Consider the following 20,717-nt stretch of genomic DNA (forward strand, 5'->3'; position numbering starts at 1 on the left):
ATCTCCTCGTTTCGCGACATCGCGCGGCCCGCCGACACGCTGATCCGGCGCGGGTCAGTCAGGAACCGGTCGGCGCCCCCCGCGGGTGCAGCGCGCACTTCGTCTTGCTGCGCTCGCTCAGCAAACCGGAATGCCGGCTCAGTAGCCGGCGAAGGCGTCGGTGCGGACCGAGCGGGCGTCCGACAACGCCGGAGCCAGCTCGGCGATCAGCCGCGGGGGGCCCGAGATCATCGCGTGGCGAGAGCCCAGGTCGCCCACCAGCGACGGCAGCGACGCTGCCGTGAGCCGATCCGTGATCGTCTCCCATCCTGCGGGCACGCTGTGCGCGGACGCATCCCGTGCCACGACGATGACGCGCGCACCTGTCGCCGCGATCTCTTCCGTGTAGGCGAGTTCGGTGATCGACGAGACGACGTACAGCAGCACGGCGTCACGCTGGGGTTCGCTGCGCAGCTGGGACACGAACGGGGTGATGCCGATGCCGGCCGCCACGAGCAGCACGGGCGCGTCGCCGGCGGGCAGCGTGAAGTCGCCGTGCACACCGGTGGTCGAGACGCGCGCTCCCGCATCGAGCGCGCCCAGAGCCTGTTTGAACGAGGACTGACGCCCGTCCGGAACGCGATAGGCGATGCGCACGTCCTCCCCGGGTCGCGACACGATGCTGAACTCCCGCCGGGTGCCGCGCGCGTCCGACCGGCGGTGTGGTACCTCCAGCTCCAGGTACTGGCCCGGAATGAACACGATCGGCGTGCTCGGACGCAGCACGACCTCTTCGATGGAGGGCGTGACACGGCGTCGCGAGGCGAGAGTGAGGCCCACACCGCGGCGGGCGCGGAAGGCGAGCGCGAAGCCCACAAGGTTGCCGACCAGGATCGCGACTTCGGGGAACATCACGAACGACCCGAGGGCGAACGGCCAGCCGGCGAGCGCGCCCGCGACGAGCGCCACGATGATCTGGTCGCGACGCCGGGACGGGAGAGTCAACGGCTCGGTGATCATGAACAAGCCCGCGAACAACACGGGAGAGGACGCCACGGCCGTCCACACGATCTGACCGGGCGTCTGCGCCAGTCCGAACTGGGCGGCGGTGATGAGTCCGCGGACCGAGCCCACCACGATCGCCACAACGATGAAGAGCAGAGCGACGCGCAACTTCTCCGCCCGCCACACGACGACGAGACCCAGCACGAGGACGGCGACGGCCAGCTGCGGAGTGCCGACCCACCACATCGAGGACCCGAGCCCGGTCACGGTGACGAGAGCGGCACCGAACGCCGCCGGGTTCAGCAGGTGCCGGCCCCACGGCGCGAGAAGGAACTTCGACGCGCTCGCCGCCGCGCCCGCCAGCGCAAGCACCGCGAGTCCCGCCGGATCGGTCGTGGGAAACAGCACGAACAGCAGGATGAGGGCGGTGATGGCCCCCGACTCCAGCCGCAGCGGTCGACGGATGATGGCGTGACCGATCACATCGACGACGCCGACCGACACCAGCAGAACGAGCGCCGACAGCGCGAGGGAGCTCGGCGTCGCCACCACGCGCCCGGTGAAGGAGACCGCGAAGGCGATCGCCGTGAGCAGGATCAGCGCGAGCAGGACGAGTCGATACATGCCGACCCGCCCCAGCACCGCGAGGATCCGCGTGCGGATAGAGGCGAGGAGTGCTCTCATGGGGGCTCCTGAAGGATCAGCGGAAGAGTTCGATGTTCGCGTCGGTGAGCTGGTATTCGGCGCGCCCGTCGGAGAGCACGCGAATCCACTGCGCGCCCCACGTCTGGGCGAGCGCGGGCCCGCCATCGAAGAAGAGGGCGGTGGCGAGGGCGTCGGCATGCATGGCGTCGGGCAGAAAGGCCCAGGTCGCCACGACGACGTCCACCGGGAGTCCGGTTCGGCCGTCCAACACGTGATGCAGGCCGTCGCCCCACGTGCGCCGGTTCGTGGCCGAGGCGCACACCGCGCCGGCGGTGAGGGACGCAACGCCGATGGCCCGCGTGGCATCGTAGGGATGCTCCAGCGCGATGCGCACCGGCTCACCCTCACCGTCCAGACGGACGTCACCGGACGCGTCGACGACCACGATCCCGGACAGCCGAGAACGAAGGAGGTCGAACACGCGATCAGCCAGACGCCCCTTGCCGAGCGCGCCGACATCGATCACGGCGGGAGCGGAGAGAACGAGCTCGTCATCCCAGCGCAGGGTGTCACGCCAGGACGGTGCCGGCGAAGGGACGCCGGATGCGCCGGCGCGGATACCGTAGCCCAGCGCCTCGAGCGATCCGCCGATCAACGGAGTCACCGCATCATCGGTCGCGGAGGCGAGCTCCCGATACACGTCGAGCATCGCCCCGGTGTCCACGGGAGCGGCTGCCCGTCCCCCGTTCGCCAGCGAGGAGACGAGCGAGTCCGCGCGGAAGCGTGACCATTCCCGGTCGAAGACGTCGATCAGAGACAGCACGTCCTCTCGCACTGCCCCGGGGATGTCCCGTTCGGTATGGACGGTCCACGTCGTGCCGATCGCGTCGAATCGCCACGACGCGCCCGCACTCATGCGGCGGCTTCCGCCTCGATGGCGTCGACCGCCTGCATGAAGCCACCGCTGGTGAGCGAGGATCCGGAGACGACGGTGACGTTGAGCTCGTCGATCTTCTTGCCCACGACCTCATCGGAGATCCCGCTGATGAACAGGCCCTGGTACTGCGCGCTCTCCGCGCCGTCGGTGGTTCCTGTCACATCGACGGACTCGATCGTGCCATCGGCGGCGATCGTCATGCTGACGTGCACCTTCTCGATGTTGCCGCGCGGGTTGGAGTAGCTGCCGTCGCCCTCGTACGTTCCCGCAACAAAAGCCCCGCTCGCGCCGCCACCGGCGGAATCTGCGGTCGTGGCGGTTGTGGGCTCGGACGTGGTGGAGCTGGATGTGTCGCTGGTGATGGCCGTCTCGGCTTCGGCGGCGCCGGCGGAACAGCCGGCGAGCAGCGCGATGCCGGCGACAGACGCCAGTGTGGCGGCGGTGCGAACGGGTCGGTTCAGGTGGAGCGGGGTACGGGCCATGGGGTCCTCCTCAGGTCTTCTCCCTCAGATTAGGGATCGGAACGCTCCGCTCCCCCTGAACGACCTATGGGTCTGCTGTGTTTGTCAGGCCGCGCCGTCGAACATGCTGGTGACGGAGCCGTCCTCGAAGACCTCCTGGATGGCGCGCGCGAGCAGCGGCGCGATCGGAAGGATGGTCAGCCCCGGGAACACCTTGTCCGCGGGCAGCGGCACGGTGTCGGTCACGACGACCTCGTCGATGGCCGGGCTCTGCAGGCGCTCCACGGCGGGGTCGGAGAAGATCGCGTGCGTGGCTGCGACGATGACCCGTTCGGCGCCGTTGGCCTTCAGCGCCTCGGCGGCCTTCTGGATGGTGCCACCGGTGTCGATCATGTCGTCCACCAGCAGGCACACGCGGCCGTCGACCGAACCGACGATCTCGTGCACCGAGACCTGATTGGCGACCTTCGGGTCGCGGCGCTTGTGGATGATCGCGAGAGGTGCGTTGAGGCTGTCGGACCAGGTGTCAGCCACGCGCACACGCCCCATGTCGGGCGAGACGATGGTGAGCTTGTCGCGGTCGGCAGCGGACAGCGTGCGCTCGAAGTACTCCAACAGCACCGGCTTCGCGAAGAGGTGGTCGACAGGACCGTCGAAGAAGCCCTGGATCTGAGCCGCGTGCAGGTCTACGGACATCACACGATCGGCACCAGCGGTGGCCATGAGGTCGGAGACGAGGCGGGCGCTGATCGGCTCGCGACCGCGGCCCTTCTTGTCCTGACGTGAATACGGATAATACGGCGCGACCACCGTGATGCGCTTGGCCGACGCGCGCTTGAGCGCGTCGAGCATGATCAGCAGCTCCATGATCTGCTTGTTGACCGCGCCCCCGAAGGACTGCACCACGAAGACGTCACAGCCGCGCACCGACACCTCGAAGCGCGTGTAGAGCTCGCCCGAGGCGAAAGTGCGGTGCTCGGTGGGTGCCAGCTCCGTCCCGAGATGAGTGGCGACCTGCGCGGCAAGCTCGGGGTGCGAGCTTCCGGACACGACGACCAGACGCTTCTTGGTCTTTACTTCGAGACCGGGCGCGATGTCATTTTCGCGATCGAGATTAACGGTCCTCTTCTTGCCCTTGCCTGCCATCTGCAGCCTTCTGTGCGTTTCGGGCGTCCTCGGCTACCGCCGCGGCACGGGTGCCCTGCCTGTTGTTCTCGACCCAGCCCTCAACGTTGCGCTGCGGCGCGACGCTCAGGGCCAGCGCGCCCGCGGGGACATCCTTGCGGATGACCGCCCCGGCTCCAGTCTTCGCGCCTGCTCCAATCGTAACGGGCGCGACGAACACGTTGTGCGAGCCGGTGTGCACTTCATCGCCGATCACCGTGCGATGCTTGGCGATGTCGTCGTAGTTGGCCGTGATCGCACCGGCTCCGAGGTTGACCCCGGTGCCGATCGTGGTGTCGCCGACGTAGGACAGATGCGGCACCTTGGAGCCGGCACCGATCTGCGAGTTCTTGATCTCGACGAAGGTGCCGATCTTGCCGTCTTCCGCCAGCGTCGCGCCGGGACGAAGGTAGGACCACGGGCCCACGGTGGCGCGCTCGCCGATGACGGCCAGCGTCGCGTCGGTCCGCTTGACCACCGCGTCCTCGCCCACTTCGCAGTCGAGCAGAGTGGTGTCTGGGCCGATGGTGGCGCCCTCGGCGATGGAGGTGGCCCCGAGCAGGTACGTGTTCGGCAGGATCGTGACGTCCGGGGCCAGTGAGACCTCATCGTCGATCCAGGTGGTCGCCGGATCCATGATGGTCACCCCATCGCGCTGCCAGCGACGCACGATTCGCGCGTTAAGGATGCGCGCTACGTCGCTCAGCTGCGCGCGGTCGTTCACTCCGAAGGTGACGCGCGGATCGCCGGCGACCTCGGCCGAGACGCGCTCGTTCGCCTCGCGCAGCATGCCGATGACGCTGGTCAGGTACTTCTCGTTCTGAGCGTTGTCCGTGCCGATGCCCGGGAGGGTCTGCCGCAGCGCCGCGGCGGTGAAGACGTACACGCCGGCGTTCGTCTCGGTGACCGCCGCCTCCTCCGCGGAGGCGTCCTTCTGCTCGACGACGCGGGCGACGGAGCCGTCCGCGTCACGGATCACGCGCCCGTATCCGGTCGGATCGTCGAGGATCGCCGTCAGCAGCGTGGCAGCCGCATGCGTGGCACGGTGTGCCTCAACCAGCTCGCGCATGGTGTCAGCCTCCAGCAGCGGCACATCGCCGGACAGCACGAGGACATCACCGTCGAAGCCGGACGGCAGCGCGTCCACGGCCACCTCGACCGCGCGCCCGGTGCCGGGGATCTCGTCCTGGTCGACCACCGCGACACTCGGGAAGAGGTCTGCGAGGTGAGCGACGATGCGGTCGCGCTCGTGACGCACGACCACCTCGACGTGCTCAGCAGCCAGTTTCTCAGCGTTGACCACGACGTGGGCGAGCAGCGAGCGTCCGCCGATCTCGTGGAGCACCTTGGGCGTCCGCGAGCGCATGCGCGTCCCCTGCCCTGCCGCGAGGATGACGATGGCGAGATTGTTCTCCGACATGCTCCGCCGCCAGGACTCGAACCTAGACCTCACAGCTCCAAAGGCTGTCGTGCTGCCATTACACCACGGCGGATCCGCGACGTATGTCGCGGATCCAGTCTGCCATGCGTCGAGACCTTCGACCGCGCATGGCTGGCCCATAATGGACGGATGACGGGCAGCTCAGACGAGGTGGATCGCATCGTCGATGCCTGGCTCGGCCAGCGCCCTGATCTCGACTTCTCCCCGCTGTCCGTGCTCTCGCGGGTCGATCGACTTTCGAAGCACCTAGATCGCGCGCGGCGGGAGGCGTTTCGTCGCAGCGACCTGGAGCCGTGGGAGTGGGATGTCCTCTCGGCGCTGCGGCGCGCGGGCGAGCCGTTCCAGCTCAGCCCGAAGCAGCTGCTGCAGCAGACGCTCGTGTCCTCCGGAACGATGACCAACCGGATCGACCGGCTCGTGGGTCGTCGCCTGGTGCGACGCGAGGCGGATCCGGGAGACGGTCGCAGCGTGCTGGTGACTCTCACCGATGACGGGCGCATCCGCGTCGATGCCGCCATCACCCGGCTCGTCGACGCGGAGGCTCACATCCTCTCGGTGCTCACACGCGCTGACCGTGAACGACTGGCAACTCTGCTTCGGAAGCTGAATCTGGAGTTCGACGCGGAGTGACATGGGCTGCGGCGCGACGCTCGCGCAGGCGCGAGACCAGATCGACGCCGAGTCCCAGCAGGAGCGACAGCACGATGCCGACACCGGCGGCGAGCAGCGGCGAGTGGCCGAACCACGTGGCGGCGAGCACGGACAGCAGCAGGCACATCGCGGACCACAGCACGGCGCCGACGATGCTGATGGGCAGGAAGCGACGATACGGCAGGCGCGTGGCGCCAGCGGTCATGTTCACGGCCACGCGTCCGATCGGGATGTAGCGCGCCGTCAGGATGAGCAGTGCCGGGCGCGCCGCCATCCGCGCGCTCGCCCACGACAGGGCCGCCTGGACGCGGGGACGACGCATCCACGCCCATCGGTCGGTGCCGCACGCTCGTCCGATCGCATAGGCGATCGAGTCGCCGGCCGCGGCTCCGATCGCCGCCGCGAGGAGCACGGTGATGAGAAACAGCGGGTTGCCACCGGAGGCGAGGCCGAGAGTGACAGCGGCGATCACGGCCGTCTCGCTCGGCACCGGCGGGAAGAAGCCGTCGAGCAGGCAGAACACGAGAACCGCGAGCGGCACCCAGGGCGCGGTGCCGACGGCCGTGAGGACCTCGAGGAAGTTCATGATTCCACGCTAGGAATCGCGCCCCGCGCGCGCGTCCGACCAGGGTAGGTGCACACCCCCTACCAGAGGATGATTCCGTCCGCGGGGTGGGAGGATGGGACGATGCCCATGCCCTCTCCCCTGCCGGTCCGTGACGGCGTCGGAGCCACCCGCCTGCACGTGCCGATGACCGGCCCCTGGCCGACCATCGCCGACTACATGGTGGAGAGATTCGGGCATCTGGACCCTGACGGGCTGTATGTGCGCTTCGACCGAGGTGAGATCGTTGCTGCCGATGCCTCCGCGGTCTCGCGCAGCGCTCCGCTCGGGTCGCACGAGTTCGTCTGGTACTATCGCGAGCCTCCCGTCGAGAAGGAGATCCCGTTCGCGCTGGACATTCTGCACGCCGACGACGATCTTGTGGTCATCGACAAGCCGCACTTCCTGCCCACCACGCCGGGCGGGAAGTACCTGCAGAACTCCGCGCTGGTGCGACTGCGAAACGCGCTGAGCAATCCCGAGCTCACCCCGATCCACCGCCTCGATCGAGCCACGGCGGGACTGCTGATGTTCTCCGCACGTCCAGCGACGCGCGGTGCCTATCAGCTGTTGTTCGAGAATCGCAGGGTGCGAAAGACGTACGAGGCCGTGTCGCGGCTCACCGGCCCCGCGCCCGAGCTGCCGATCACGTATCGCAACCGCATCGACAAGGTGCGCGGCAACGTGTGCGTGCAGGTGGATCCGGAGGCGGAGCCGAACTCGGAGACGTTGATCGAGCTCATCGCGACCGGCGAGAGTATGGGCACCGACGCGGGTATCGCCGTCATCCATACGCTGTTGCACCCGCACACCGGTCGGATGCACCAGCTGCGGGTGCACCTGGCGGCACTCGGTCTCGGCATCATGAACGACGGCTTCTACCCCGTGCTGCTGCCCGAGGTGCCCGATGACTTCACCCGGCCGATGCAGCTCCTGGCGCGTGAGCTCCGCTTCACTGACCCCCTGAGCGGCGACGAGCGCGTGTTCCGCACCCGCCGCACGCTTCAGGAGGCACCGCTCGGCTGAACCGACGCGTCAGTCGATCTCCTCGACGCCGCGCAGCTTCACCTCGACCAGGTCGAGCTGGCCCTGGATGCGCCACGCCACGAGGTCATCGATCGTGCCCTCCCGGCGCAGGCGCAGCAGCACCTCGCGCCGGCGATCCATCAACGCCAGCCGCAGCCGTGTCGTCTCTTCGCGCACCGTGATGGGTGAGAGGGCGATCGTGTCGATCTCCGAGCTCACCGCAAGCATCTGCAGCCCGCCGCTCGTCGCGCTTCCGTCGCCGAGAACGCGGCCCGGCGGCACCTGATCGTTCGTGGCTGACACGTCGATCATCGTCTCCAGCTCCGCGTCCTCGCTCTGCTCCTGGCCGATGTCCGCCGCGTATACGAGCCCGCGCTGGCGCGCCAGCGCTCGGGCGTTGGCGTACTCCAGCATCTCGTATCCCTCGGCGCGCACACGGTCGCGAACGGTGTCGCTGACACCGTGTTCGAGGGCGAGGTCATCGATGGCCGCCAGCGCAGCGCCCGAGATCGCACGCTCCGCGATCTCATACTCCTCATCGGCCGCCGTATCCGTCGGCAGCTTCGCCCAGCGGGCGATCGCGGGCAGCATCGGCCCCTGCACCAGCAGGCTGAACATGATCACGCCCGCGGTGATGAAGATGATCTCGTCGCGAGCGGCGATCGGCTCGCCCGATGCGGTCACAAGCGGGACGGACAGGGCGATCGCCAGGGACACCGCTCCACGGAAGCCGGCGAAAGTGGAGACGATCCACATCCGCAACGGCATGGTGCGATCCCCGCCGATGGTCGCCGCTCGCAACGCGCCGCGCGGGATCGTGAACGGGGCAGAGAACAGTTGGAACAGCAGACGAACCGCGATCAGGACCACCCACACCGCGACCGTGATCATCACGAGCCGGCCCACCTGCCCCCAGGAGCTCTCGAAGAGCACGTGCATGACCTCCGTGCCGATGAGCACGAACAGCGCCCCGTTGAGGACGTAGGTGAGCACGGGATAGACGGATTCGGCCTGACGGCGGGAGGCGGGGGTGGTGATTCGTGGCGAGACCCAGGCGACGATCAGGCCCGCGATCACCACGGCGAGCACGCCCGAGGCACCGATGAGCTCCGCGATCAGAAACGCCACGAACGGCACCAGCAGCAGGGTGAGGTTGATCTCCAGCGTGCCGGTGAGACGGCGAAGCAGCAGGTAGGCGAGCGCCGCGACGATGATCCCCGCGAGTGCGCCACCGAGGTAGGAATTCACCACGGTCCAGGTGATCGTCAGCGGCGACACCTGGTCCCCCACCGCCAGCGAGACCGCGATGGCATAGAGCACGAGCGCCGTGCCATCGTTGGTCAGCGACTCCGCCTTCAGCTTCATGAACATCCGCTGCGGCAGCATGCGTCCGAGCGCGGCCACTGCCGTCGCGTCGGGCGGAGCGACAGCGGCACCGAGGATCAGGGCCGCCTCCCACGGCAGCCCGAACATCGAGGCGAGTCCGGCAACGGCGAATGCGGATGCCACCACCAGCAGCGTGGACATCGGCGCGATGTAGCGCAGCGAGCGACGAATCGCCCGCAGCGACGTGGTCAGCGACTCCCAGAACAGCATGACGGGCAGGAACAACAGCAGCACCACCTCAGGCGGCAGCTGGATCTCCCGCGCCTGTGGCACGAATCCGATCACGAGACCCAGCACCAGCAGCACCAGCGGTGCCGCGATACGCAGGCGTGGGGCCAGCACTGTTCCCACCAGCACCGCCGTCCCCAGCAGAACGGTGACTTCAAGCCCTTCCATATGGCTTCCTCTCCCCGGAGCGTCCGCCCGATGCGGACCGTGCGCAGCTCAGTCTGCGCTTCCTCGACCCCAGACGGAACAGAAATTTCCGCGGGGCGACGCACAGATCGAACGTTGATCGACCCCGGCCTATTCCCAAAACCGATACATTCGACATCGAATCGATTCAGCTTCGACCCCCCGAGGACACCCCCACCGCCATGGACGCCGCCCTTCGCCGCCGCCGCATGTCACTGTTCGTGCTCTTCTTCGTGCCCGGCATGATGTTCGCCTCCTGGGTGACGCGCACGCCCGATGTCCGCGATCTCCTGGCGGCGTCGACGGCCACGATGGGGCTCGTGCTCTTCGGACTCTCCGTGGGCTCCATGCTCGGGATCCTGTCGTCCGGAGCTCTGACCGCACGCTTCGGCACCCGCCCGGTGATCGCGGTCGGCATCTCGCTGCAGCTGTTTGCGACCCCTACGATCGGGACGGGAGCCGCGATCGGCAGCGAGTTGCTCACCGCGGTCGGGCTCGGCCTCATGGGCCTCGGGATGGGCGGCGCCGAAGTGGCGATGAATATCGAGGGTGCCGAGGTGGAGCAGCTCGCGAACGTGCCCGTGCTGCCGGCGCTGCACGGCTCGTTCAGCCTCGGTACTGTCGCCGGCGCAGTGATCGGACTGGGCGCTGTGGCCCTGCAGTTGCCGGTGCTCTGGCACCTGGTGGTGGTCACGCTGATCGCTGTGCTCGGCGTGCTGTGGGCACTGCCCGGTGTGCCACGCTCCGCGGCCGCGGGAATGGTCGAGAAATCGGCGGACCACACGCCGGTGTGGCGCGACCGACGTCTGCTGATCATCGGCGTGATCGTGCTCGCCCTCGCGCTCGCGGAAGGCTCGGCCAACGACTGGCTGCCGCTGCTCATGGTGGACGGCCACGGCTTCGATCCCGCCTGGAGCTCGGGCTTGTTCGCCGTGTTCGCCGCGATGATGACGATCGGACGCTTCTCCGGCGGCCCGCTCATCACCCGTTTTGGGCGAGCAGCCGTGCTTGGCGGCAGCGCAGCTCTCGGCGCGGTCGGCCTGGCCTTCGTGATCTTCGCCGACAATCCCGTGCTCGCCGCGTGCGCCATTCCGCTGTGGGGTCTGGGTGCCGCGCTCGGCTTCCCTGTCGCGATCTCCGCGGCGGGCGATTCCGGCCCGAATCCGGCGGCGCGCGTCTCCCTCGTCGCGACACTCGGCTACGTGGCGTTCCTCGCCGGCCCACCTGCGCTCGGCTTCCTCGGCGAGCAGTTCGGTCTCCGCCTCGCGATGATTCTGGTGTTGGTGCTTGTCGCGCTCGCCGTGACGCTCACTCCGGCCCTGCGCGGCATCGGTGCCCCCGAGCCGGAGGACGCGGCCCGCGCCTGAAGATGGAAAGCGCAGCTCCGAACGTCGTCGGAGCTGCGCTTTCCAGCTCTGAGCGAGTCAGCCGAGGGACTCGGCCAGCTCCAGCCAGCGCATTTCGAGTTCGTCGGCCTCGCCCTCCCAGCCGGAGATCTCGGTCATCCGGTTGCCGAGGGCGACGTAGTCGGCCTGGTCCATGTCGGCGAGCTTCGCGCGAGCGCTCGCCGCGCTCTGACGCAGTTTCTGCACACGACGCTCCAGCGACGCCATCTCCTTCTCCGCCTCGCGCGCTTCCTTGCCGGTGAGCCCGGTGGGAGTCGCGGTGGCGGCGGTGGACGATGCCGACGCGGTGCCCTGCGCCGCGCGGCGCTTCAGGTACTCGTCCACGCCGCCCGGCAGATGCCGCAGCTGCTGGTCGAGGATCGCGTACTGCTGGTCCGTCACCCGCTCCAGGAAGTAGCGGTCGTGGGAGACGACGATCAGGGTGCCCGGCCACGAGTCCAGCAGGTCCTCCAGCGCCGCGAGCATGTCGGTGTCGAGGTCGTTGGTGGGCTCGTCGAGGATCAGCACGTTCGGCTGGTTGAGGAGGATCAGCAGCAGCTGGAGTCGGCGCTTCTGGCCACCCGAGAGGTCTTTCACGGGTGTCGAGAGCTGAGCACTCTGGAAGCCCATACGCTCCAGGAGCTGGCCGGGGCTCAGCTCCTGAGCCTTCGATCCGGATCCGAACGAGTAGGTGGTCTGCAGCCGACCGACGACCACGCGGACCGGCTCATTCAGGTGCTCCTCGAGCTCGTCCAGACGCTGCGTGAGAGTGGCCACCTGCACCGTCTTGCCGCGCTTGACCGTGCCCGACGTCGGCTCCGTGGTGCCGGCGATCAGTCCGAGCAGCGTGGACTTGCCCGCGCCGTTGACACCGAGGATGCCGGTGCGCTCGCCGGGAGCGAGTCGCCACTCCACATCTCGCAGCACCGTCTTGTCCCCGTAGGAGACGCCCGCATCGAGAAGATCGACGACGTCCCTGCCGAGGCGGGTGACGGCCAGCGCCGACAGCTCGGTCTTATTGCGGATCTCCGGCACGTCGTCGATCAGAGCGTTGGCCGCGTCGATGCGGAACTGGGGTTTGCTGGTGCGGGCCGGTGCCCCGCGGCGCAGCCACGCGAGTTCCTTGCGGGCGAGGTTCTGGCGCTTCGCCTCGATCGAGGCGGCCTGCCGGTCACGCTCGACACGCTGCAGGATGTAGGCCGCATATCCGCCCTCGAAGGGCTCGACGATCCGGTCGTGCACCTCCCAGGTGTTGTTGGCGACCTCGTCGAGGAACCAGCGATCGTGGGTCACGACGAGCAGTCCGCCCTGATTGGCCGGCCAGCGCCGCTTCAGGTGCTCGGCCAGCCACGCGATCGCCTCGACGTCGAGGTGGTTGGTGGGCTCGTCAGCACATACTAGGTCCCAGTCGGCAACGAGCAGCTGAGCGAGTTGCACCCGACGACGCTGACCTCCGGACAGGCCACGAATCGGGCCGTCCCAATCAAGACCACCGAGGAGGTTCGCGACCACATCTCGAGCACGCACGTCACCTGCCCACTCGTGCTCGGGTCGATCACCAACGACCGCCTGCGCGATCGTGCTGTCATCGTCTAGGTCATCCTGCTGCGTGAGCACTCCAACACGAAGCCCACCCCGCCGAGTGACGCGACCACCATCCGGCTCGATCAACCCCGCAAGGAGCGAGAGCAAGGTGCTCTTGCCGTCGCCATTGCGACCGACGATGCCGATCCTGTCGCCCTCATTCACGCCGAGGGACACGGAGTCGAAGACAACCTTCGTCGGGTATTCAAGGTGGAGCGAGTCCGCTCCGAGCATGTGCGCCATCACCTCAAGCGTACGACGCTCGCTACACGATGAAGCCACCCCTCGGCCTGGCGGACTCTTGAGGGGTACTTGCCTGAGCAGAACAGGACTTCTGGGCGGTTCGCCAACACGCGACAACTACGCCGCACACGGACATGCGAACACACGACGCGAATTCCGCTCACCCCAGTTAACGAGATCCTGATACCAGTCGGTCACGCCGAGGTGCGCACACAATAGCCCTGCCAAGAATGTATTCCAAAGCGTCGCCGCTTTCACGGTGACACCATGGCTCTGCAAAACTCTTGCCAGCGCTCCGAACAAGTCGTGGTCGCCGACATAATGCGCTTCACTAAGGTCGAGTTCCTGCTGAACTGTGGTCGCGTTCGCAGTGACGTGCTCCGCTAGCAAGACAGTCGATGAACGATCCACTGCAATTCTTGCAAGTTCACTCAGATCGCCACCAACCTCGGTAACGCGCCCGAATGGAAAATCACGGAGCTTTAGCTGATATTCATTCATGTCATTGACAATTCGAATCGGCGCTAACGCGCCCGCTAGTCGAAAAGCATCTCGTCGGATAGCCGGAGGGTCAATAACTATGCCTCTACGACGAGCCGCGCGGGCATGAACACCAACGACCCGATCCACCAACGCATCCGCCGATACGACCATATCCATGATCGCATCATGCCCCTTGGATGAAACGACATTTGTCGGATACTTGAGGGCGGGCCGAGCCCACCGGTCATAGTCCGAATCAATGAGAAACCGCACTCCGAGCACATTATGCTTCTCGGCACGCTCCGCCGCACCAAGAACGTTTTGCTTACCGCCGACACCAGCAATCAGTAGCACATCCGATTTGTTAATGTGCTCATCGAATATGAAATGGTCATCTTCCCCCTCCACGACGAGGATGAGCGCTGCGGATGCCTGTCGCGCCATATAAATCGTCCCAAATAGGGTCGTACCAGTGAGTGCTTCCCTCATACGAAGCGAGCTTCTTCGGGCCCAAGGGGCGTAGCGCGATCCCACGAATCGTTGATAATTTGCGGAGAATGCGTTGCCACGATAAAACGGAACCCCCCGAGCTCCGCAATCCGCTGCACATCAGGAATGAATGCAAGCTGCCAGACGACATGCAATGAGATTTCCGGCTCGTCGATCATTACTAGCGCCCCAGGCGGCACATTGAATAGCAGATCAAACATGAGAATGATCTCGTGTTGTTCGCCTGAAGAAAGCGAGTCCAGATCAATTGACCGATCCTCGGTAGCGTGCCGCACCAGCAACCCGTCCTTCGCCGTCACGCGAAGCTTTTTGCGAAGAAGCCTAGTATTGACAATCGCCTCGAAGAGCTCGATCTTGTGCAGCAGAAGCTCGAATGGCGCAAGCTTTTGCTGTGTGTCATCAAGGTAGATCGTCAGGAGCCGAAGCTCAGATTCGTCGAACGCACGATCCGGAAGCGACAATGCCTCCGCCAACTCCACAGACGCGACCCGGCCCAACCTACTGCGGAACTCGTTCTGTTGCTCGTATCGATCACGCACCTCGGATGGACGATTGGGTGGCGTTGCCCGCTCAAGGACACGGTGCGGGAACGTTCGATCCAGCTGTTGGGTGATGGCCGAGTGTTCAGTCTGAGCATCATTGACAAGTGAACGCATTTTGCCAGAATGCTCGACGATCTTTGAGTTGTGTTTACGCCGCGGGTTGGGCCGCCCACCGAGTGACCGGATACGCTCCACATCGTTCTCGATGCGGAGCCGCTGCGTTTCAATAAGGTAGCTGCGTGCATCACTCCGGAATCTGCCAAGTGCGCGCGGCAAAGGCATCGCCATGTCCACCGCTTCTGGGTAGATCGTCGCGAGCTCTTCGAGGGTCAGTGTCTCGCCGTCGCGAAAGTCCTCCCACAGGTCACCAGCGGAAGGGCGCCACGGCGTATTCTCGAGCAACCAATGGTCGAATGTTGTGTCAGCGCTCGTATCCCAAGTCTCAGTTGTCTGGCCCGCGAGCGTGAGGCTGAACCTGAGTATACGGCGACTCCTCCGCTTCTCGCCGATTCGCGACACATCGTCGGGCGATGAACCAACATGCAACTTTGTGCCGTCTTCATAGCGAAGTGTCGCATCATTGAACGGAATACTCGACAAGGTTCTACCGTCGAATCGATGCATTGCATGGATGATCTCGAGGAACTTCGTCTTACCGACGCCGTTCGGGCCGTAGATAATTGCATGATCTTGACTGGCAGCAAACGAGAGCTTGTGATCGTACTCCCCCAGTACCGAAGTCGCTTCTGCATAGACGAGGGCCGGACGATGCTGGTTCATACCCCCATAATGACGGATCGCGGGTAGCAATGCATCTCATCCCGAACCGCACCGCTGTGCCCACCATCCAACGACCCGACACAGCGCCCCGCTTGAAGCGGTGTGATCCAGACCTGAGGCGAGCCCTACCGACCTACCCTGCTCGGTGCCCTACGTCTGACTGGTTTCGCGGATCTTGGCGTCTCCCGCCCAGACGTGCTCGGGGGTGTCCCCCACCACGGAATGGGCGATGGTCTCGTCGTCGTCGAGCACGTCCTCCTGGCTGAGCACAGCGATCCGCGTGCCGCCGCGGACCGTGACGCGGCCGCCGTCGGGCTCGACGAGGCCGGCCAGCATGCGCAGCAGGCTTGACTTGCCGTCGCCATTGCGACCGACGATCCCAATCCGGTCGCCTTCGTTCACGCCCAGGGAGACGGAATCGAACACGACTTTGGTCGGGTATTCCAGGTGCAGGGCCTCGGCCCCGAGAAGATGTGCCATCTCCTCCAGGGTACGGGTTCTCGCCCGTGTGCCCGCCGGTAGGCTGGGAGGGCCGATCGGCCGACGGAAGGAATCCCATGCCCACCGCTCACATCAGCGCCCAGCCCGGTGACTTCGCTCCCTCGGTCCTCATGCCGGGCGACCCCCGTCGCGCGCGCCGCATCGCCGAGACGTTCTTCGACTCGCCGCGCCTGGTCACCGAGGTGCGTGGCATCGAAGGATGGACCGGAACGTGGAATGGCCACGACATTTCGGTGATGGCTTCAGGCATGGGAATGCCGTCGATGAGCATCTACGCCACCGAGCTCATCCGCTTCTACGGTGTGAAGCGGATCGTGCGCGTCGGAACGGCGGGTGGCATGGCCGACGAAGTTCAGCTCGGCGAGGTCGTGATCGCGAACGCCGCGCACACCGACTCCTCGATGGCGGACTTCCGCGTTCCGGGCGTGCGCTTCAGCGCGGTCCCGAGCTACGACCTGCTCGAGCGCGCCGTGGCGACCGCGCGTTCGAAGGGCCTCGCCCACCGCGTCGGTCCGCTCTTCAGTTCTGACACGTTCTACTCCGACCGCCCCGAGCAGACGAAGGGACTCATCGAGCACCACACGCTGGCCGTGGAGATGGAGGCCGCTGCGCTGTACGGCATCGCCATGCGCGAGGGTGTTGAGGCGCTGGCGGTTTGCAACATCAGCGATCACATCATCCGGGGTGAGGAGATGAGCTCGGACGAGCGCGAGACCCGCTTCGGGCCGATGGTGGAAGTCGCGCTCGGCGCTCTGTTCGGCTGAGGCGCGTCGGCGCGCGCCGATGAGGTCACGCGCAGATCACGAGGTCGTCACAGGTTCATCACGGGTGCCTGGGCGGGCGCTGTCGCTCAAGATGTGCCTCGTATGCTCGTGGTTCCGGTGGACTTCCCCCGCCGGCCTCAACGCGTCGTTTCCCCCTCTGACGGTGCCGCGATGACACGACCATGCCCGCACCTGCGGCGCCCGACGCGGAGGCCCTCCACTCCATGCGACGATCCATCCGACACGCCCTCGCGGTCTCCGCACTCCTGCTCGGAGCGACGCTGACGGGCTGCGGGGCTCAGGCCACGGCCAGCACGGCCGAACCGACGTCCGCCTCGACGACGGTGGATGCGCTCAGCGGCGCGCGGCTCGATGCGCCCACGCCGTCCGCCACCCCCCGCGTCACGTTCGCCCTCCTGGTCGATACCGATGCCAAGACGGTGTTGGCCCTGGACTGCGATTCACTGGCGGCCCTCACGGGTGTCGAGTCGGTACCCGGCGAAGAGGACACGGTGGCTGCCGTCCTCACCGATCCGAAGACGTGGCAGGCCCACGACGCGACGGCGACGTTCGCCGACGCCATCGCGGATGCTGCGATGACCGAGACACAGCCGATCCGTGAGGCGCTCACAAACATGAGCACCGACGAGACGGCGATCCTGAAGCTCATCATCACGCACACACCGACGGACACCGAGGTGCATCTCGGCGTCGGCACGACGCCGTAAGGCTCACGCGCTGGGGCGCTCTCACCGCCCCGTCGCAGTCGCTCAGTACCAGAACGTGAGAGCGGGGGTCACGGCGCCGCGGAACAGTGTGTCGGCCACCTCCACCGCATCGGCGCGGAGGCGTCCGGCAGCAGCGAGCGTACGCACCCGAACTCCACCGAGGTAGATGGCCGAGAGCTCGCCGACACCCAGTGACAGCACCGGGAGATCATGTGCCTCCTCACCGTCGGTCAGCGCACGGACGCGAGCAGCTCCGTCATCCGCCACCTCGAGGAGGTAGCGGCCCGAGGTGATCCCCAGTGGGTCGGTGACGTCGAGCACCACGGACCCGGCGGCCTCATAGCGGCGGGCTTCCAGCGCGGCCACGACATCGACGATCCGGACGTACTGGTGGTCGCGCAGCTTGATCTCCGCAGCACGCTGGTCGGCGATCATCCACCACAGCGGCTCGTCGGTGGAGCGCTCTGTGGCAACCACCGTGCCCACCAGATCGTGATCGAGGAGGAAGCGCCAGAGCGCGGCGTAGGCGTCGTCGGTCGCGGCGTGGAGGAAGATCACGTTGAGGGTGCCGGGACCCGGCGGGGTGCGGTCAAGTGTGAAGGCCGCGAGTCCCTGGATCTCCCCCGCCTCGTCGCGGTACTGGAGCGCGCGCACGGCTCCCGCGGCCTCCGCGTCAGCCCGCAGCCGCAGCATGTCGTCCCAGTGCGGACCGGGCACGATCACCTCACCCGGCAGGCGCAGTCGGATCCGTTCATGCAGCTCGGGCGCGATCCGACGCGCATCCTCGCGGGACACGTAGTCGATCCGACCCGGAACATCGCCGCCCAGCCAGCCCGCGCGCTGTGTGTCGATGCGGAAGGTGGCCGCAGCGGCCGCGGCCGCGAACCCGAAGCGACCGTAGATGGTCGCCTCGGAAGCCGTGAGCATGGCCACCGGCAGTCCGGCGCGCACTGCTTCACGCAGCTCCCCCGCCATGAGAGAGCGAGCGAGTCCCCGGCGGCGATGGGTGGCCGCCACCGTGACCGAGCTGATCGCGCTGGCGGGGACGGCGCGGCCGCCCGGCACGGTGAGCTCGCTCAGCCACGTGGCGAACGTCGCGACGGGAAGATCTGGCAGCGCACCGTCGGCGTCATACACACCGAGGCGGCGACGATACGCAGTTCCCGGACGCCCGGGTTCGTGACTGCGTTCTTTCAGCTCGGGGCCCTGGAATCCGCGTCCCACGGCGGCTCGCCAGGCGAGCTCGGCCTCCTCATCCTCTGCCAGGCGCAGCTCCAGGCCGCGGGCAGCGATCTCCGACGCGGCTCGCTCATCGAGCGGCGCAGTGCGGAAGGTCTCGGCGTCAACAGTCATGTGTTCCTCCAGCGTTGTGAGCTCACTTCACGCTAGCGGGTGCGTCCGACATCGAGATCAGACGACGCGCGCTCCAGGAACGGGGCCGTAGGCGTGAACGCCGACGTATCCGACCAGGGCCAGCTCGTCGCGGACAGCGAGCGCCGCCGTGGCATCCGCGCACAGCAGCGCGATCGTGGGGCCGGACCCGGATACGATTCCCGCCAGTGCCCCGGCCCGAAGGCCCGCATCGATCGTGTCAGCCAGGTCCGGACGCAGCGACAGCGCCGCCACCTGCAGGTCGTTGCCCAGCGCTTCGGCCAAACGGCGGGAGTCACCGGCGCGCAGCGCGTGCAGCACCTCGTCGTCCACGCGTGGGCGCCGCGGTACCACCGGAAGATCGGCGCGGTGGCGGACCCGGATCTCGTCGAGCGCGCCGTAGACCTGCGGTGTCGACATTCCGGCGTCGCTCGGAACGAGCACCCAGTCGAATCGCCCCTGCGTGAGAGCGGGCGTGAGCTCATCTCCGCGTCCGGTGCCGATCGCGGTGCCGCCGAGCAGCGCAAACGGAACATCGGCGCCGAGTCTCGCCGCCAGTTCGTGCAGCTGTGCCGACGACTGCCGGGTGTCCCAGAGCGCGTCGCAGGCCACCAGGGCCGCTGCGGCGTCGGCGGACCCGCCGCCCATGCCGCCCGCCACCGGCACGCCCTTTCGGATGTGCAGGTGGACGCCCGCGCTGACGCCGGCGCTTTCTGCCAGCAGGCGCGCCGCACGCAGCGCGAGGTTCGACTCATCGACGGGCACGTCGGAGACGTCGATGAATCCGTCGCTCTCCACGGTCAGGGAGAAGTCATCGGCCGCGGTGGCGGTCACCTCCTCGAACAGGGACAGCGCCTGAAACGCCGTTGCCAGCTCGTGATAGCCGTCATCCTGCAGCTCGCCGACGCCGAGATAGATGTTCACCTTCCCGGCCGCGCGCACGCGGACCGGGCTGGTGCCGGGTTCGAATGCGCCGATGCTCACAGATCCGCCGATGCTGCCCAGAGATTCACGTCGATCGCATCGGAGAGGGCGTCGATCCGCTCGAGTTCCTCGGTGTCGAACGCGGGTCCATCCAGCGCACCCAGGTTCTCGTCGAGCTGCTCAGGACGCGACGCACCGATGAGTGCAGAGGCCACAACCTCATCGCGCAGCACCCACTGGATGGCCATCTGCGCGAGCGACTGACCGCGCTCGCGGGCGATCGTGTTCAGCGAGCGGAGTGCCTCGCGCTCGTCCGTGGTGATTTCCCGAAGGGAGCCGCGCTGCTGCGAGCGATGCGCCGTGCCGTCACCGAGGTGCTTGTCGGTGAGAAGCCCCTGAGCGAGCGGGGTGAACGCGATTGCGCCCATCTGCTCCTGCCGCAGCACCTCCGTCAGCCCGTCCTCGATCCACCGGTTGAGGATGGAGTACGCGGGCTGATGGATGACCAGCGGCGTGCCGAGCTCGCGCGCCACGGCCTTCGCTGCGATGGTGCGCTCGGCGCTGTAGGAGGAGATGCCGACGTACAGCGCCTTGCCCTGTCGCACGAGGGTGTCCAGGGCGCCGACCGTCTCCTCGATGGGGGTGTCGGGGTCGACGCGGTGGGAGTAGAAAATGTCGACGTAGTCGAGATTCATCCGGGTCAGTGATGCCTCGGCGCTCGCGATGAGGTACTTGCGGGTTCCGAGGAAGCCATACGGGCCGGGCCACATGTCCCACCCGGCCTTCGACGAGATGATCAGCTCGTCGCGGTAGGGCGCGAAGTCCTCGCGGATCATCCGGCCGAAGTTGGTCTCCGCCGATCCGTAGGGCGGGCCGTAATTGTTGGCGAGGTCGAAGTGCGTGATTCCGGAGTCGAACGCGTGACGCAGCAGCGCGCGCTGATTGTCGAACGGCACGTTGTCACCGAAGTTCCACCACAGTCCCAGCGAGATGGGCGGCAGGTACAGCCCCGATGCTCCGACTCGGCGGTAATCGCCGCGATCGTAGCGTTCTTCGGCGGCAGCATACGGACGATGGGTCTCGGGGGTGCCGGGGCGGAAGCGGGGATTCTCAGTCACCCCACCAGGCTAGCGGGCTCGTGTTTCGCAGATGTCACGCACGCTCTCCCCCGCTTCATGGTGCGCAACAT

General features: G+C 66.9%; 18 protein-coding genes, 1 tRNA gene and 1 pseudogene. 5 read left to right on the forward strand and 15 right to left on the reverse strand.

The features are described from left to right. Positions 1-138: 138 nt before the first annotated feature. From ACI3KU_RS05530 to ACI3KU_RS05555, 6 genes are all read right to left on the reverse strand, one after another. Positions 139-1,668, reverse strand: coding sequence for a ferredoxin--NADP reductase (locus tag ACI3KU_RS05530; RefSeq protein ID WP_404921296.1), 1,530 nt, complete (start codon positions 1,666-1,668; stop codon positions 139-141). A gap of 16 nt (positions 1,669-1,684) precedes the next feature. Then, on the reverse strand, positions 1,685-2,545 hold the full coding sequence (locus tag ACI3KU_RS05535) for an FAD:protein FMN transferase (RefSeq protein WP_404921297.1): 861 nt from the start codon (positions 2,543-2,545) through the stop codon (positions 1,685-1,687). After that, the gene (locus tag ACI3KU_RS05540) at positions 2,542-3,048 is read right to left on the reverse strand and encodes an FMN-binding protein (RefSeq protein WP_404921298.1); all 507 of its coding nucleotides are present in this window, start codon (positions 3,046-3,048) and stop codon (positions 2,542-2,544) included. The genes ACI3KU_RS05535 and ACI3KU_RS05540 overlap by 4 nt, the downstream gene beginning before the upstream one ends. 84 nt (positions 3,049-3,132) lie before the next feature. Continuing rightward, entirely contained in the window at positions 3,133-4,173 is a 1,041-nt protein-coding gene (locus ACI3KU_RS05545; protein WP_404921299.1) for a ribose-phosphate diphosphokinase, read from the reverse strand. Further along, positions 4,142-5,611 carry a bifunctional UDP-N-acetylglucosamine diphosphorylase/glucosamine-1-phosphate N-acetyltransferase GlmU gene (glmU, locus tag ACI3KU_RS05550; protein ID WP_404921300.1) on the reverse strand — a complete coding sequence of 490 codons (1,470 nt, stop codon included), beginning with the start codon at positions 5,609-5,611 and terminating at the stop codon, positions 4,142-4,144. Before glmU ends, ACI3KU_RS05545 begins: the two co-directional genes overlap by 32 nt. A gap of 1 nt (position 5,612) precedes the next feature. Next, positions 5,613-5,684: transfer RNA gene (locus ACI3KU_RS05555), tRNA-Gln, on the reverse strand. A 77-nt stretch (positions 5,685-5,761) separates the two neighbouring features. Here ACI3KU_RS05555 and ACI3KU_RS05560 point away from each other — a divergent pair. Next, positions 5,762-6,262 (forward strand): MarR family winged helix-turn-helix transcriptional regulator, encoded by a 501-nt coding sequence (locus ACI3KU_RS05560; RefSeq protein ID WP_404921301.1) that lies wholly within the window; start codon positions 5,762-5,764, stop codon positions 6,260-6,262. On the opposite strand, the gene ACI3KU_RS05565 is transcribed toward ACI3KU_RS05560, so the two are convergent. Continuing rightward, complete coding sequence (locus ACI3KU_RS05565) at positions 6,192-6,869, reverse strand: DedA family protein (RefSeq protein ID WP_404921302.1); 678 nt, start codon at positions 6,867-6,869, stop codon at positions 6,192-6,194. The genes ACI3KU_RS05560 and ACI3KU_RS05565 overlap by 71 nt on opposite strands. Positions 6,870-6,971: 102 nt before the next feature. On the opposite strand from ACI3KU_RS05565, the gene ACI3KU_RS05570 reads away from it, so the two are divergent. After that, positions 6,972-7,913 carry a pseudouridine synthase gene (locus ACI3KU_RS05570; protein ID WP_404921303.1) on the forward strand — a complete coding sequence of 314 codons (942 nt, stop codon included), beginning with the start codon at positions 6,972-6,974 and terminating at the stop codon, positions 7,911-7,913. 9 nt (positions 7,914-7,922) lie between these two features. Here the strand turns inward: ACI3KU_RS05570 and ACI3KU_RS05575 are convergent, their stop codons facing one another. Next, positions 7,923-9,695: a Na+/H+ antiporter gene (locus ACI3KU_RS05575; RefSeq protein WP_404921304.1), complete on the reverse strand. Its 1,773-nt coding sequence runs from the start codon at positions 9,693-9,695 to the stop codon at positions 7,923-7,925. Positions 9,696-9,895: 200 nt separating this feature from the next. On the opposite strand from ACI3KU_RS05575, the gene ACI3KU_RS05580 reads away from it, so the two are divergent. Next, positions 9,896-11,080, forward strand: a complete 1,185-nt coding sequence (locus ACI3KU_RS05580) for an MFS transporter (protein WP_404921305.1) — start codon at positions 9,896-9,898, stop codon at positions 11,078-11,080. Between the two features lie 57 nt (positions 11,081-11,137). Here the strand turns inward: ACI3KU_RS05580 and ACI3KU_RS05585 are convergent, their stop codons facing one another. From ACI3KU_RS05585 to ACI3KU_RS05600, 4 genes and pseudogenes are all read right to left on the reverse strand, one after another. Continuing rightward, complete coding sequence (locus ACI3KU_RS05585; protein WP_404921306.1) at positions 11,138-12,925, reverse strand: ABC-F family ATP-binding cassette domain-containing protein; 1,788 nt, start codon at positions 12,923-12,925, stop codon at positions 11,138-11,140. Positions 12,926-13,042: 117 nt separating this feature from the next. Further along, positions 13,043-13,852 carry a hypothetical protein gene (locus ACI3KU_RS05590; protein ID WP_404921307.1) on the reverse strand — a complete coding sequence of 270 codons (810 nt, stop codon included), beginning with the start codon at positions 13,850-13,852 and terminating at the stop codon, positions 13,043-13,045. Positions 13,853-13,893: 41 nt separating this feature from the next. Then, positions 13,894-15,240 carry an AAA family ATPase gene (locus tag ACI3KU_RS05595; protein WP_404921308.1) on the reverse strand — a complete coding sequence of 449 codons (1,347 nt, stop codon included), beginning with the start codon at positions 15,238-15,240 and terminating at the stop codon, positions 13,894-13,896. A gap of 165 nt (positions 15,241-15,405) precedes the next feature. Next, a pseudogene (locus ACI3KU_RS05600) lies at positions 15,406-15,720 on the reverse strand (ATP-binding cassette domain-containing protein); the annotation flags it as partial. Positions 15,721-15,797: 77 nt separating this feature from the next. Here ACI3KU_RS05600 and deoD point away from each other — a divergent pair. Both deoD and ACI3KU_RS05610 read left to right on the forward strand, forming a co-directional pair. Continuing rightward, positions 15,798-16,505 (forward strand): purine-nucleoside phosphorylase, encoded by a 708-nt coding sequence (deoD, locus tag ACI3KU_RS05605; protein ID WP_404921309.1) that lies wholly within the window; start codon positions 15,798-15,800, stop codon positions 16,503-16,505. A gap of 182 nt (positions 16,506-16,687) precedes the next feature. After that, positions 16,688-17,233 (forward strand): hypothetical protein, encoded by a 546-nt coding sequence (locus ACI3KU_RS05610; protein WP_404921310.1) that lies wholly within the window; start codon positions 16,688-16,690, stop codon positions 17,231-17,233. A gap of 42 nt (positions 17,234-17,275) precedes the next feature. Here ACI3KU_RS05610 and ACI3KU_RS05615 read toward each other — a convergent pair whose 3' ends face one another. The 3 genes from ACI3KU_RS05615 to ACI3KU_RS05625 are packed head-to-tail and all read right to left on the reverse strand — an operon-like array spanning position 17,276 to position 20,646. Further along, a complete protein-coding gene (locus ACI3KU_RS05615; protein ID WP_404921311.1) occupies positions 17,276-18,586 on the reverse strand; it encodes a GNAT family N-acetyltransferase in 1,311 nt (436 codons plus the stop codon). A gap of 57 nt (positions 18,587-18,643) precedes the next feature. After that, positions 18,644-19,582 carry a 4-(cytidine 5'-diphospho)-2-C-methyl-D-erythritol kinase gene (locus ACI3KU_RS05620; protein ID WP_404921380.1) on the reverse strand — a complete coding sequence of 313 codons (939 nt, stop codon included), beginning with the start codon at positions 19,580-19,582 and terminating at the stop codon, positions 18,644-18,646. A 2-nt stretch (positions 19,583-19,584) separates the two neighbouring features. Then, positions 19,585-20,646, reverse strand: coding sequence for an aldo/keto reductase (locus ACI3KU_RS05625; RefSeq protein WP_404921312.1), 1,062 nt, complete (start codon positions 20,644-20,646; stop codon positions 19,585-19,587). Positions 20,647-20,717 lie beyond the last annotated feature (71 nt).

The organism is Microbacterium sp. ZW T5_56 (assembly GCF_044987425.1).
Lineage (GTDB): Bacteria > Actinomycetota > Actinomycetes > Actinomycetales > Microbacteriaceae > Microbacterium.